The following is a 14111-nucleotide window of genomic DNA, read 5'->3' on the forward strand; positions in this document are numbered from 1 at the left end:
TTACGACTATGATTTACCCTTATAAAGATAAAAATCCGAAAATTTCGAGTAGCGCGTTTATCGCTGATTACGTCACAATTACAGGCGACGTCACAATTGGTGACGAAGCAAGTATTTGGTTCAACACAGTTATTCGCGGCGACGTATCCCCAACAATTATCGGGAATCGTACAAATGTACAAGATCAATGTACACTTCACCAAAGTCCAAAATACCCACTGATTTTGGAAGATGACGTTACAATTGGTCACCAAGTGATTTTACATAGCTGCACTGTAAAGCGTAATGCTTTAATTGGCATGGGCTCCATTATTTTAGATGGTGCTGAAATTGGAGAAGGTGCTTTCATTGGGGCTGGAAGCCTAGTACCGCAAGGAAAAAAGATTCCGCCAAACACACTTGCATTTGGTCGCCCAGCAAAAGTAGTTCGTGAATTAACAGATGAAGACCTTCAGGACATGGACCGCATTCGCAACCAATATGTTGAAAAAGGACAATATTATAAATCACTGCAAAAATAATATCGATAGCTGCCATCATATTGGCAGCTTTTTTTCATGTTTTCTTTACAAAGGATTATTACTGCCTTAACAAAATCTTATTAAAATGAAAGTGAAAATTCAAATATATTATATAGCAAAGGGGAGAGTTTCATTGAAAATAAGCTCCATAAACTCCTTATATAAAATAGAATGCTACATTTTTAGAGGAATTAATCGTTATTTCAAACAAAGAATGTTAAATATGTTTTTTCGTACGATTACACATATTGGTGGAGCTACATGTACTATTTCACTTGTGAGCATACTGTTCCTGTTCACAGACGGTTTCATTAAGCAAACAGCGATGGCCAGTGCCTTCTCACTCCTACTAAGCCATATTCCTGTACAAATTTTAAAGAAGTTTTATCCAAGAAAACGCCCCTATTTAGCCATTGATAACGTAAATTATCCATTAAATCCGCTGGCAGATCATTCTTTCCCATCCGGACATACAACCGCAATCTTCTCTGTTATCATTCCGTTCTTATTATATGATATGACAGCTGGGTTCTTGCTTCTTCCTATCGCAATTTGTGTTGGCATTTCACGCATTTACCTTGGACTACATTATCCATCTGACGTATTAGCTGGTATGTGCTTAGGTATAGCATTTGGAATTGTTTCCTATCATATGTTGCTATAAGGTGAAACTTCACTCAGTTGGTCGTTCATTCCCACTGAGTGTTAGCCTGCTCAATCGAGCTTTTATGTGATAAAAGGAGGGGTTTTATGAAGGTTGCTATCTTTACAGACACATTCACACCAGCAGTTAATGGTGTAGCCAAAACACTTAATCACTTCACGAACTACTTGCAGGAACAAAACATTTCTTATGCCGTTTTTGCACCACAACATCCAGCTGAAGATAGCTTTGTCCAAAACATCAACAAAATTAAAAGCATTCCTCTCAAGCCGCTCTATCCAGAGTGTCGATTAGCATTCGCCAATCCCCGTTTTATAAAAGAAAAGCTATTCGCTTTTCAACCTGATATCATTCATGTCGCCACTCCTTTTAATATGGGACTATACGGCATGTACTACGCAAAAAAGTTCAACATCCCTCTCGTTGGCTCTTACCATATCGATTTTGATGCATACTTGCAATATTATAAAATTGAATTCCTCTCTAATATGTTATGGAGCTATGTGAGATGGTTTCATAGCAGGCTACAAAAAACATTCGTTCCTTCTACTGAAACGTTACAACAACTCAAAAAGAAAGGTTTTCAAAATTTATACATTTGGAGCCGTGGTGTAGACTGCAATGTATTTCATCCTTTCTACAATGAGCAAGATTTTCGGAAAAAATATAATATCACTGCTCCTTATATTCTCTCTTACGTGGGACGTCTAGCTCCTGAAAAAGATATTGAAACCTTACTTCAAATTATGAAACGAACAATACAAGATCGAAAAGATAGCGTTCACTGGCTCATCGTTGGTGATGGTCCACTTGCTAGTGAAGTAAAAGAAATAATCACCAAAAACGTTACATATACTGGCTATTTACAAGGAGAAGAACTGGCCGCTGCATACGCAGTTTCTCATGTAATGGTTTTCCCTTCTGCAACGGAAACTTTCGGTAATGTCGCTCTTGAGTCACTTGCTGCTGGCACACCTGTTATCGGGGCAAATGCAGGTGGTATAAAAGATATTATTACACATGAAATAACTGGTTTCCTCTGTACACCAAAAGATACGGACTCATTTTTATCTTTCATTTACACTTTGCTTGATGGGCCTAATTTGCTAGAAACCATGAGTGAAAACGTTAGAAACTATGCACTCACAAAGAATTGGGATGATATTTTCCATGACCTTCTTCTCCATTACGAAAATGTGATTCACAATACACAAACAAAGATGTTCATATAATATAAAGTGAAACTTCACTCAGTTGGGTTTTTCTCTATCTCCCACCTAAATCAAGTTTTGAGGTGGAATTCTTACAGCCCGCAAATAGTGGGATAAACTAGCATCCCTCTTATACGTAAGTTCAAAAGTTACTAACTTTTGAGCTTTTTATATTGTTATTTTTATTTCATATTTTGTTTTTACTACTCACCCCTAAAAACTACCTAATTATTACAAATATGTAATGTTAATGTAACGTTATTAGATAGTTCTAAATTAATAGAACCTTCACAATAAACTTACATCATCTAAAGAAGGAGTATGAAAAACAATGCGACTAATCGAAATTTTATTAGTTCTATCAAGCTTCATATTATTTTTTAACATTGTATTTATTAAACGTCTAAATCGACGTATAGTAATCACAACATCTTTAATCGGTGCTGTCATATTAACAATGCAGCTTTTACTTGAAGGCTACAGGTGGCAGCTATTTATTCTTTATCTTCTTTCATTTCTTTTTATATTAAAACTGCTCTTTTATCCAAAAGTCCAAATTAAAGTTTGGAAACCAATAGTCTATCTTTTCCGCACGACGATTCTTTTTGTCATGATTGCGTCTGCTTGTTTAACTGTCTATATGCCAGTTAATCCATTACCAAAGCCAGAAGGAAAATATACAACGGGCACACAAACATTTCATCTCATAGATAAAATGCGGGATGAATCATTCACAAAAGAGAATCAAGATGTACGACAATTCATGATGCAAATATGGTATCCGGCTCAAAATACAAATAAAGGCGAAGCTGCATTCCTATTCTCACAAGATAAAAGAACGTTCCAACAATATAAAGAAGCATATGCAAATGCAATTGGCATACCTTCCTTTCTATTTGATTACTTAAAATATATACAAACTCATTCATATGAGGATGCACCAATTGCTTCATCAAAAGAGTCGTTCCCAGTTGTCTTACTTAGTCATGGCCTTGGTACGAGCAGACATCTTCATGTGTCTCAAGCTGAACATCTTGCAAGCAATGGATATATCGTCGTTGCAATTGATCATACATATATAGCGGCTGGATCAGCATTTCCTGATGGAACATTCGCTCCATTTCAAGCAATTGACTTTGAGAAAAGATTTTTCGAAATGGACAATACATACGGGGACACCTTAGTAAAAGATTTGAATTCAGCCATTAACTATTTACAACAGTTACATACTGGGAAGATTTCAAGTTCGTTTCAAGGAAAAATAGATTTAAAGAACATTGGAGTAATGGGACATTCATTTGGCGGAGCAGCAGCTTTTCATGCCACTCAAGAAAACAGCAATATAAAGGCTGGCATTAACATGGACGGTTCGCTATATCCTATAAACCAAATGAACGATAAACTAAAGCCATTTTTATTCATTGAAGATGAAACCTTTTTCTCAGTCCGAAAAAATTCGAACAAGGAATACTTCCAAATAGCAGTTTTTCTGAAAAACAGCTACAACAACTCAAAATAATTAAAACAAGAGAATATGAAATGATTGACCATGCAATTGATTCAGATGGGAAATTCATTTCGATTGAAGGAACAAAACATTTTAATTTTACAGACCTCCAGTTATTTTCAAACCTCTTTAGCTTAATTGGGCTAACAGGAGAAATAGATGGAAAACGCAGCTCTTTCATTGTAAATCATTACATATTAGATTTTTTTAATGAACATTTAAAAGGACAGAATAATAAGCAAAGTAGGAGCTTTCCAGAAGTCAAAATATATGAAAAGACGGCTAATTAGCCGTCTTTTCATATATTTCCCTTTTATTCAAACGACCTATGTCCCTTCATAAATTGGGGAAATTCATTAAATAAAATCTATAAAAATAGGTATAAACCTATACATCTCCGTCTTTACCTTCATACAGATGTTAAAGTAGCAACGAGGCAAAGTGAAAAATTCTTTTAATAATTTTATAAGGACCCCCTATCTCAAAAGAAAATTGTGTACTTATATGAAATTTGATCGCTATAAAAACTTTTTCGTTATTACAACTAGTATTATAAAAATTTTTTAGTGATTTAACTATAAAGTCAAAAAGAATTTAATTTATAAATACAATTTTCTCGAGATGATATGGTGCTCCCTTATATTTCAAGGGGTGGATGAGAACGTGAAAGAATTAAATAACTGTAACTCTTCTCCAAAACTTTTCTTTCCATGCTTAAATTCTAATAAAGCAAATTGGAAAACGAGACGTACTATGACGATGAGAGTTGCTGAAAGAAATGAACTTACTAGACCTACTAAATCAAGTGAAGATAGCTCTATTGAATCCACTATATTTGAGAAGGATGTTACTGTAGATGAATGTACTGCACTAGATGAGTTTATCGTTTCGAACGAAGAAACCGATTCAATCGAAGACGTTAGTTCCAATGAAATTTCTAAATTGATTGAACTTGATCCTTTAGTGGAAGAGACAAAGTCAGATAAAGTAATTTCTATGGAGAAAAACGCTGATTCAACTCATGTTATTTCCACAAATGAAATTACCCAGTTGACTAATCTCGATTCCTCAATGGAAGATACCAATTTGGATGAAGTGGTGTCTGTAAAGGAAATCACTAATTCCATCGAGATTATTTCTACAAATGAAGGTATCGAGACGATCGAAGGTGTCACTTCACATGAAATTACCGAGCTGACTAATCTCGATCCCTCGATGGAAGATACCAATTTGGATGAAGTGGCGTCTGTAAAGGAAATCACTAATTCCATCGAGATTGTTTCTACAAATGAAGATATCGAGACAATCGAAGGTGTTACTTCACATGAAATTACCGAGCTGACTAATCTCGATCCCTCAATGGAAGATACCAATTTGGATGAAGTGGCGTCTGTAAAGGAAATCACTAATTCCATCGAGATTATTTCTACAAATGAAGGTATCGAGACGATCGAAGGTGTCACTTCACATGAAATTACCGAGCTGACTAATCTCGATCCCTCGATGGAAGATACCAATTTGGATGAAGTGGCGTCTGTAAAGGAAATCACTAATTCCATCGAGATTGTTTCTACAAATGAAGATATCGAGACAATCGAAGGTGTTACTTCACATGAAATTACCGAGCTGACTAATCTCGATCCCTCAATGGAAGATACCAATTTGGATGAAGTGGCGTCTGTAAAGGAAATCACTAATTCCATCGAGATTATTTCTACAAATGAAGGTATCGAGACGATCGAAGGTGTCACTTCACATGAAATTACCAAGCTGACTAATCTCGATCCCTCGATGGAAGATACCAATTCGGATGAAGTGACGTCTGCAAAGGAAATCACTAATTCCATCGAGATTGTTTCTACAAATGAAGATATCGAGACGATCGAAGATGTCACTTCACATGAAATTACCGAGCTGACTAATCTCGATCCCTCGATGGAAGATACCAATTCGGATGAAGTGACGTCTGCAAAGGAAATCACTAATTCCATCGAGATTGTTTCTACAAATGAAGATATCGAGACGAATTCAACTAACGATATCACTAATCCTGTTGACACTTTTCTTGCTCGTGATGTCAACCATTCATTCAAGACTTCTTCTGCTCAAGAAGCCGCTAATTCAACTGAAGACGTGCTAATGCACAAAAACACTGATTCATTCGAAGATGCTTTAGCTCGTGAAGTCGCTGATTTATTCGAAGCTTCTTCTACTCATGAAGCCGCTGAGTCAACTGAAGACGCGCTAATGCACGAAAACACTGATTCATTCGAAGGTGCTTTAAATCGTGAAGTCGCTGATTTATTCGAGACTTCTTCTACTCATGAAGCCGTTGATTCAACTGAAGACGTGCTAATGCACGAAAACACTGATTTATTTGAAACTTCTCCCACTAACGATGTCACTCATTGGATAAAATCTAATAGCAACACCACATATAATTTTTGAAAAAGACGGCTCCGGGGCCGTCTTTTTCAATATCCTAACGGTTCCTCCCCATACAGCCCCCATAATTTCGGGAACTTATTTTTTAACCCTTCGTCATCGTCATCATCCCAATCAAATTCAATATTTTGGAAGCCATATGGGCCTTCCTTTATTTGATGATACAACTCAGCATACTCATCAAAATCTTTTCCCGTTTTTTCTTCATAAGCGTCAGCAGCTACAGATAATAAATCTTCTAGCTCTGGAACATCATCCTCCTCTATGAACTTCAGAGTAGGAATTAATGTTTCAGGATCCTCTATTGCAGCTTCAAATACATCTTTTCCTTGCGCAATAAGCCATGCTCTAAAATAATCAAATGAATCATCCGAACACCCTCCCATAATAATATAGGCAGCTGCCCATAAATGAGAACTGTAAGAATTATGGTGATAGGTTTGCAAAATGAAATCGAACTCAATAATTTCACGAACTGGTTTTCTTGATAAATATGTAGACAGCCATTCTACTTGTTCTTCAGGATACTCACTTTTCTTTTTAGACATATCAATGAGTTCCCAAAACAGTTCTTCTGTCATTGTGCTCTCCTTTATAACCTCCGCTTCATTTTCTGTTATCTCATATCCTTTTTTCAATTTTGCATGAATAAGTTTCATCGCTTCTTTCTCACATCGTTCATTAGACTCAAACTCTTTTACTTTCATTGATCCTACCGAACTAACTTTCCCATAAGTAACTGTAAACGACTTTCCACTTACATTAATTTTCCAAAATTTATTAGAAGACGCATCTTTATATAGTAATAACTTTTCCATCCTATCTCCCCCCAAAAAGAACATACGTTCTTTTTTATTTTTATTATAAGCTCCCTACTAAACTATTTTCAAGCAAAAAAGACAACTTTCCGTTGTCTTTTCATCATTTTTTCTTTAATTTTTTTAAAGCATATATCGGCAAAAATACAATCGCCACAACAAGTCCAAGTAATGGTGCGTTTTTCGCAAAGTTTTCAACATTCCGTAACAAACTGTCACCACAAAGCTTCTTCATATCGCTATCTTGTTGTAATGCTTCATACTCTCTTTCAAGTGACTTCATATATTCCCCTCTCTTATCTTCTCAATAATATTTATATAGTAAGCTCGTTCATGAGGAACAAATGCACTTCGATCTACTGTTTTACAAATTGCAATGCGCTCACCTTGTTCATTCACTTCAAATCCCTCAATACAAACTGTATCTCGGTTTCCATACCAAAGCTCGGCAAAGCTTTCATAACTTACTTTTACAACACCGGATACTTCTTCAACTTGAACATTATATACATCCATTGGTTGTTTATTTTCATATAAGAAAACATGTGCTAGTTCCTTATCAATAAATTCTCCCATCTTCACAGCGTATGGAATAACTCCTAATGAAACAAGCTCATCAAACTGAACATGGATGCCAACTTCCTCGTGTACTTCACGTATACCGTCATGTACTGTCTCATTTGCTAATATATGCCCTGCTGCTGTAATATCAAGTAAGTTCGGGTAATCTTTTTTCTTATCGCTTCGAATTTGCAAATGGACGTATATCCCATCTTCTTCCACGCTTATAAACCAACAATGAAACGTCTCATGCCAATACCCTATTTTATGTACCTCTTCACGTGTAGCCGTTCCAATCCGATTTCTTTTTTCATCAAAAATTGCTAACAATTCCTGTTCCATCTTATCTCCCTCTTACTTTTTTAATTTTTAGTTTTTTAAAAAGTGGAAAGGCTATTGGCCTTCCCTAAACCGCTCATACTCTTCTTTTGTATTTATATTAAAGAAGAAAGATGCAGATAAACTTTTTACATAGCGAACATGGCACTGCGATAGCAATCCTTGCATGCTTCGTTTTTCTTCTTGTAATAAACACTCTATTTTCTCTTTCACATTACGATGATACAGCGCAAGAAGCGGTTGTTTTCTGCCATCAATCACAGGAATAATAGCCTCAGCATCTTCATGTATCTGTTTAATTAATTGCAGCGCCCAATCTTTTGATATGTTCGGCGTATCACATGGCGCAACAATGTACCAATCTGCCTTTAGCTCATTCATCCCTGTTAGTAAACCAGCAAGTGGTCCATCTCCTTTGTAACGCAGAATATCTTCAGTAACTGAAACATCTACTGTATGTAACAATGCATTTGTAATGCTTGGATGACTAATCACAACAATCTCTTCCGTCACACCTTTTAACGCCTCAATACTATGTTCTATAAACGTTTTTCCATTCCATTTCACAAGTGCTTTTTGTTCTCCGAAACGTCGTGACTGTCCTCCCGCAAGTACAATACCTACAATTTTCATTGGCGATGTAACTCGTATGTAATATGGCCAAGCTCTGGTAAGATGAGTTTATTCATCGCAAGACGTACTGCTCCTGATGATCCCGGCATGGAAAATACTACTTTCCGTTCAATCGTACCAGCAATTGCTCTACTTAACATTGCCGCGCTGCCAATATCTTCTGTATAACTTAGCATACGGAACAGCTCCCCAAAGCCAACAATTTCTTTCTGAAGCAGAACGCCAACAGCTTCGATTGTCACATCACGCTTCGTAATTCCCGTCCCGCCATTTGTTAAAATAACATCTACATTTTCTTGCTTACAGCCCGCTAGAACTGCTTGTTGAATACTTTCTTGATCGTCTTTCACAATTTCATAACTCGTTACGATATGCCCTGCTTCAATTAATAATTCATGTAACAATTGGCCACTCTTATCCGTCTCTTTCGTACGCGTATCAGAAACGGTAATCACTTTACAGCGAACAGAAGATGGTGCCTCTTTTTTATGCTCTGTAACACTCATGTTTTTTCCTCCTTTTTACACGCTAAAATAGTATAACTTCATTCTAAATCACAATATATCAGAATTATATATTATTCATAAAAAAGAACAGCTTATAAATCTACCACAGTGCTTTATAGACTGCTCTTTCAAAATCAATCTGCTTTCAATACTTTAATCCCTTTTACAATATTCCAAATGAAGTAGTAAATCCCAACCAGAATCGAAATTCCCCACGCAGCAAGCAGACCGATGCCACCTACCGCTTCATTTTGTGTTCCGAACCCTACAGAACCAGCTAGCACAATACCAACAATCAGTGCAACGTAAGGAATCAAATGTGTCCAAAGCGCTTTTTTCGCGTGTTCTCTCACTGCTCCTTCTGTTATAAAAAATACGATAATCGGGAATAAGAACGGTGCAAAGAAAATACTAAAGTAATTTAATGATGACAAAACGTTATTTGCTTTCATATGACTTCACCTCTATAGTTGATCTGTACTCTTATTTTTACATATGAATAGCGAGGGAAACTATCTACTTACATTACAAAAACGTGACGCTTTTGTAAGAGATCAAAATGCTTATGAAACATACGCAGTAAAATATAAATATATGTATCAATAAGGTGAAACTTTAATTTATAACCTAAAAATGTCACGGCCTTTCCCTGGTAAAATATCAGGAAAAGACCGTAACATACAAATCTTTTATTCTTTTCTATTACATAAAGAAGTGACTATACTTCCTAATAGAGACTCTCTTTTATCTTGCTTTTATCTTGCTTTTTTATTCCGTATTCACAAGTAGCAAGCCTATCACTGATTGAATTTTCACTTTATATAACGGCTGAGCAGGTGCTTACATTTCACAATGATAGATACATGAGCTTATTTCTCTTTACCTTCTGTTTGCGTTGCATCAAACGTCCAGTTCAAATTCAATTTATCTCCTTGGAATACGTTTTGATCCTCTCCATTATCTACAAATGTGAATTTCACATAGAAAAGGTCATCCTTGCCCGGAGCAAGTCCGTTTCCTTCCCAGTTCACGACACCTTTTTCTACAAGATTAGGAAAGTTACCATCAGCAGTAGCTTGTTTCAATTCAGACAAAGTAGTTTCCCATACAGGAACTGTGTTCTTATCTATGTTCCATAAGAACTCCACTTTAATGTGATCACCGAAATTAGCATCTCCGTTATCACCTTTTGCATCTGTTATAGTGTAGTCAGTAAGAAGGTGAACATCCTTGATTTTCAAAGTACCATTGTTGATTAAGTGAAAATCGCGCTCTATATAATCACCTGGCTTGATATTGTCAACATCAATGATAACTTGTGGATCAATATTTAAATCTAATGTACCAGCTGCAAACGTATTTTCTGATACTTCTTTATCACTGAAGTACGCAAACGTTCCTCCTCCGATTAAAGATAATCCAAGAACTGCAGATGCAACACCCATACCAAGCTTTGTTTTAAGATTCATTTCAATAATCCCCCTATTTTTATCATATTTAAAAGCTAATAAGTTTATATGAGATAAAACCAAATCAAATATTGAGATCTGTTAGATTTATCTCTAAGATAAAGTTCTTAATAAAGAACTTTTCGTTTTATGCAAGAGCGACTATCGATAGTTGCAGAAGATGAAATTCCCCCCTCTTTTATCAACGGCCGCTCCTAAGATACCTTCTTTTTAGTTCTTCGGCTCTAGGCCGATAAGGCTCAGGAAGTATTTCAAATCTTTCTTGCCAATTGTTTCTTTTGGCTTGACTACTTCTGGAACACCGACTTCTTTTTGCAAGAAGTTTTTCTCAACGAACCGGACATCTGTCTCATCTACCACACCGTCTTGATTGATGTCTTGCGGCAAGATCGATGCATCTTTCTTACCGTATACATCGACTACACTTTGCATATCGCGAATATCAATCAATCTATCACCATTCACGTCCCCTGCAAGACCTTTCAGGGAAGGAAAATAAAAGTTTTGTCCACGCTGTTCACCGTTTACAGAGTATCCAGGAATAAACTTCCTCATTACTTTAAGATGTCCCGGAACCTCAGCAACAATTGTGAATACTTCATCAGAAGCCGGGATGCCAGTGATACGGTATTGTCCTCGTTTATCAATAGTTCCTTTATATTTTTTACCGCCCGGAGACAGCGCATATACTTTGGCACCAATTTTTGTATAATCTCCTGCTTTCAAATAACCGTCTGCGTTCAAAAATGCTCCCGGTCCAATATAGCCTGTCACAGTCGAATGCTTCGAAATGATGTTTACATTTTCCGTGTTGTAAAAAGGAATAGCAGTAGCTGCTGTTTGCCCCTCTTTCATATAAGACGCCTTCTTTACATTCATAAAGATGTCGCCGGAATACCATTCATCATGTGCTACTTTGAACGTAACATCAAGGAAAGGCAGATCTCCGTCCATACCGCTGAACGCATTTCCTGTCATAGATGCGCCGACTTTCACCGTACTAAAGTAATCTCCTTCCGTCACCACAGGCTCTTGCAGCGATACCTCTAAGCCCTTTTCCTTTGCATACTCGTTTGCCGCATTGTTCAGCTTCACATTTTCAAACTTGAACAAATCTTTGATGAACTCTACCTGGAATTCCCCAGATACAAGCTGCTTTACATTATTGAGGCTCAGTGTCATTGTTACAGGATCCCCGACTTTTACCTCTTTCTTATCGTAACTAGAAGTCGTATACTCTGTACCTTCTTTCATGAAGATATAGTTTTGTCTACCAACTGCCGTTGCGATATCAAACGTATTCAAAGTCAATTTTAGAGGTTTTGTTGCAATGTCGCTTTCCTCAATACCGAATTTCACATCCCCGTTTGCTTGGATCGGGAAGAATCCACCTATGAATCCAGACTCTAAATAGTAAGCCATTGTATTGGAAGATTGATCATAGTTTAAGCCTTTCGATTGTAATACATCTACTGTGGAATCTTTAGCTGTTCCATGCAGCCATACCGCTTTTTGTCCATCCTCTACTGTAAACATGGAGTCATTAATCTCGATTACACCTGGTTTTTTATCCATGTTCACTTCCGGTGCTGTATTGTCCACAATAAGCGGATTGCCTACCACATATGATTTTCCTTCCTCATCATGCCCAATCATTTCAATTGTATAGTCTCCTTCTGGAAGTTTTACAGGGACATCTCCGATTGGCTTGGAAGGATCATTTGTAAATGGATAGACATAGCTATTGAACAATAATCCACCATACTCTCTATCTGTCAGCATATTGCTGGCGTCTATCGTTCCAGTCACTCCTACAGCTTTCCCCGATTTGCTGTCTTTGACAACTATATCGATTGTTTCCATTGGGCTATTCAACTTCACTGTTCCAAGGATGATTGGCCTCATGTATTGCCAGAAAGGCGTATCATTTGTCACTGATGGTCGTTCCGTTTCCATATAGGCAAATCCCTTTTCCGTCACCATGACAGCGAATGGAATTTGATACGTTTCGGCTGGATTGTTCGCATTCGTTACATGAATATATCCTTCGTATCTGCCTTTCGCTGCACTAGCAGGAACCGTGATTTTCGGCTCCAGCTCCTGTGATTTTCCACTTGCTACTGTAAGAGAGGCAGGTACGTCAACTTTTACACCGTTCTTCACCGCATCTTGAATACCTGTACGTTCGCCGTGATACTCTACTTCTACTTTAAATGATTTTTCTTCCTTGCCGTTGTTTTGGACATTTACTTTTTTGCTTGCTTCAATTGGCTTATCATCTTGCTTATAATATCTGCCGAACACGATGGATCCTGTTTGTTCATCAATTTCGACAACATTTCCATTCTCTACATTTTGTGTTTTATCTAATACTTTAATGGATGTGTCTGTATGAACAGCTTGATATGCATCAATACGCCCAGCACCCGCTTCGTATACAGAATAGTCCCCATTCAAATCATCAGATGTGTTCATAAGAGCCGCTTTTACATCAAATGGTGTATATTCCGGATGCTCCTGCAAAATCAATGCCACTGCACCTGCCACGTGAGGAGTCGCCATAGACGTACCAGACAAACGTACATAGGCATTGCTGTAATTTACGCCACCCTGTGGATCATTGATATATTCCGGTGCAGTCGAGAAAACCGACACACCAGGAGCGACTACATCTGGCTTAATATCGTAGTTTCCGTTTATCGGTCCGCGTGAACTAAAATCAGCTAAGTGATCGCCTTCCGTTTTTGTATTGCTCAGTGTTTCAAATGTGAAAGGTACTTCGCCGAGCGCCTTTAACCGTTCACCATCCGCTTTTGACAGGCGGAAAGATGGAATATATCCTACGCCCTCACCTAAGTAGGCAGGTATTTGTCCGTCGACATTGTTATATACAATAACCGCTTTCGCTCCGGCCTTTTTGGCGTTTTTGATTTTTTCATCAAACGTAATTTCCCCGCGCTGAATCAACGCAATTTTTCCATTAAGGTCTTTCCCCGCAAAATCTGCTTCTTTACCAAGCCCTGCAAATACAATTGGGAGGGCTTGTCCCCCGAAATCTTCTAACTTATCAGGAAAATCTTTACCTAATAGCTGCATATCTTCAAATTTTTCATTCGCTGCACTCCCGCTGAATGTAGGGATAGACATGGCAGCATCGCTTGCCCCTACTGAAATACCAAGAGCTGCCGCTCCCGGGGAACCGATTGTTTTTTCGTTTGGCCCAGCGTTTCCTGCGGCAACGACTGTCACCACACCTGAAAGCATAGCGTTATTTACCGCAACAGAAGTAGCATATAACGGATCGTTCGTCTGAGCGCCTAGCGACATATTGATAACATCCATACCATCTTCAATCGCTTTATCGATCCCAGCAAGAACCCCTTCTGTAGATCCTGATCCCCATGGTCCTAATACTCTATAAGCATATAAATCTACTT

At 37.6% G+C, this 14111-nt stretch carries 14 protein-coding genes; 6 read left to right on the top strand and 8 right to left on the bottom strand.

Annotation, left to right across the window (positions count from 1 at the left end):
* Window positions 1-8: 8 nt before the first annotated feature.
* From BAMA_RS16085 to BAMA_RS16105, 6 genes are all read left to right on the top strand, one after another.
* Window positions 9-521: a gamma carbonic anhydrase gene (locus BAMA_RS16085; protein WP_034641064.1), complete on the top strand. Its 513-nt coding sequence runs from the start codon at window positions 9-11 to the stop codon at window positions 519-521.
* A 133-nt stretch (window positions 522-654) separates the two neighbouring features.
* The gene (locus BAMA_RS16090; RefSeq protein WP_034641066.1) at window positions 655-1185 is read left to right on the top strand and encodes a phosphatase PAP2 family protein; all 531 of its coding nucleotides are present in this window, start codon (window positions 655-657) and stop codon (window positions 1183-1185) included.
* Between the two features lie 86 nt (window positions 1186-1271).
* Window positions 1272-2417, top strand: a complete 1146-nt coding sequence (locus BAMA_RS16095) for a glycosyltransferase family 4 protein (RefSeq protein ID WP_034641069.1) — start codon at window positions 1272-1274, stop codon at window positions 2415-2417.
* A gap of 310 nt (window positions 2418-2727) precedes the next feature.
* Complete coding sequence (locus BAMA_RS16100; RefSeq protein WP_051758998.1) at window positions 2728-3915, top strand: alpha/beta hydrolase family protein; 1188 nt, start codon at window positions 2728-2730, stop codon at window positions 3913-3915.
* Window positions 3916-3935: 20 nt separating this feature from the next.
* Complete coding sequence (locus tag BAMA_RS23575) at window positions 3936-4193, top strand: alpha/beta hydrolase (protein WP_051758999.1); 258 nt, start codon at window positions 3936-3938, stop codon at window positions 4191-4193.
* 463 nt (window positions 4194-4656) lie between these two features.
* Complete coding sequence (locus BAMA_RS16105; protein ID WP_162176069.1) at window positions 4657-6351, top strand: hypothetical protein; 1695 nt, start codon at window positions 4657-4659, stop codon at window positions 6349-6351.
* Between the two features lie 26 nt (window positions 6352-6377).
* On the opposite strand, the gene BAMA_RS16110 is transcribed toward BAMA_RS16105, so the two are convergent.
* From BAMA_RS16110 to BAMA_RS16145, 8 genes are all read right to left on the bottom strand, one after another.
* A complete protein-coding gene (locus BAMA_RS16110) occupies window positions 6378-7166 on the bottom strand; it encodes a DUF4240 domain-containing protein (protein ID WP_034641073.1) in 789 nt (262 codons plus the stop codon).
* A 103-nt stretch (window positions 7167-7269) separates the two neighbouring features.
* Window positions 7270-7449 carry a hypothetical protein gene (locus BAMA_RS16115; protein WP_034641076.1) on the bottom strand — a complete coding sequence of 60 codons (180 nt, stop codon included), beginning with the start codon at window positions 7447-7449 and terminating at the stop codon, window positions 7270-7272.
* Window positions 7446-8069: an NUDIX hydrolase gene (locus BAMA_RS16120; RefSeq protein ID WP_034641078.1), complete on the bottom strand. Its 624-nt coding sequence runs from the start codon at window positions 8067-8069 to the stop codon at window positions 7446-7448. Before BAMA_RS16120 ends, BAMA_RS16115 begins: the two co-directional genes overlap by 4 nt.
* Window positions 8070-8120: 51 nt before the next feature.
* Window positions 8121-8699, bottom strand: a complete 579-nt coding sequence (gene mobA, locus BAMA_RS16125; RefSeq protein WP_034641081.1) for a molybdenum cofactor guanylyltransferase — start codon at window positions 8697-8699, stop codon at window positions 8121-8123.
* Window positions 8696-9205 (bottom strand): MogA/MoaB family molybdenum cofactor biosynthesis protein, encoded by a 510-nt coding sequence (locus BAMA_RS16130; protein WP_034641084.1) that lies wholly within the window; start codon window positions 9203-9205, stop codon window positions 8696-8698. Before BAMA_RS16130 ends, mobA begins: the two co-directional genes overlap by 4 nt.
* 134 nt (window positions 9206-9339) lie before the next feature.
* Window positions 9340-9657 carry a magnetosome magnetite crystal formation protein family gene (locus BAMA_RS16135; protein WP_034641087.1) on the bottom strand — a complete coding sequence of 106 codons (318 nt, stop codon included), beginning with the start codon at window positions 9655-9657 and terminating at the stop codon, window positions 9340-9342.
* 417 nt (window positions 9658-10074) lie between these two features.
* Entirely contained in the window at window positions 10075-10674 is a 600-nt protein-coding gene (locus BAMA_RS16140) for a TasA family protein (RefSeq protein ID WP_034641090.1), read from the bottom strand.
* Window positions 10675-10884: 210 nt separating this feature from the next.
* On the bottom strand, window positions 10885-14111 hold a 3227-nt coding region (locus tag BAMA_RS16145), incomplete at its 5' end, for a S8 family serine peptidase (RefSeq protein ID WP_034641092.1).

Source organism: Bacillus manliponensis (assembly GCF_000712595.1).
GTDB lineage: Bacteria > Bacillota > Bacilli > Bacillales > Bacillaceae_G > Bacillus_A > Bacillus_A manliponensis.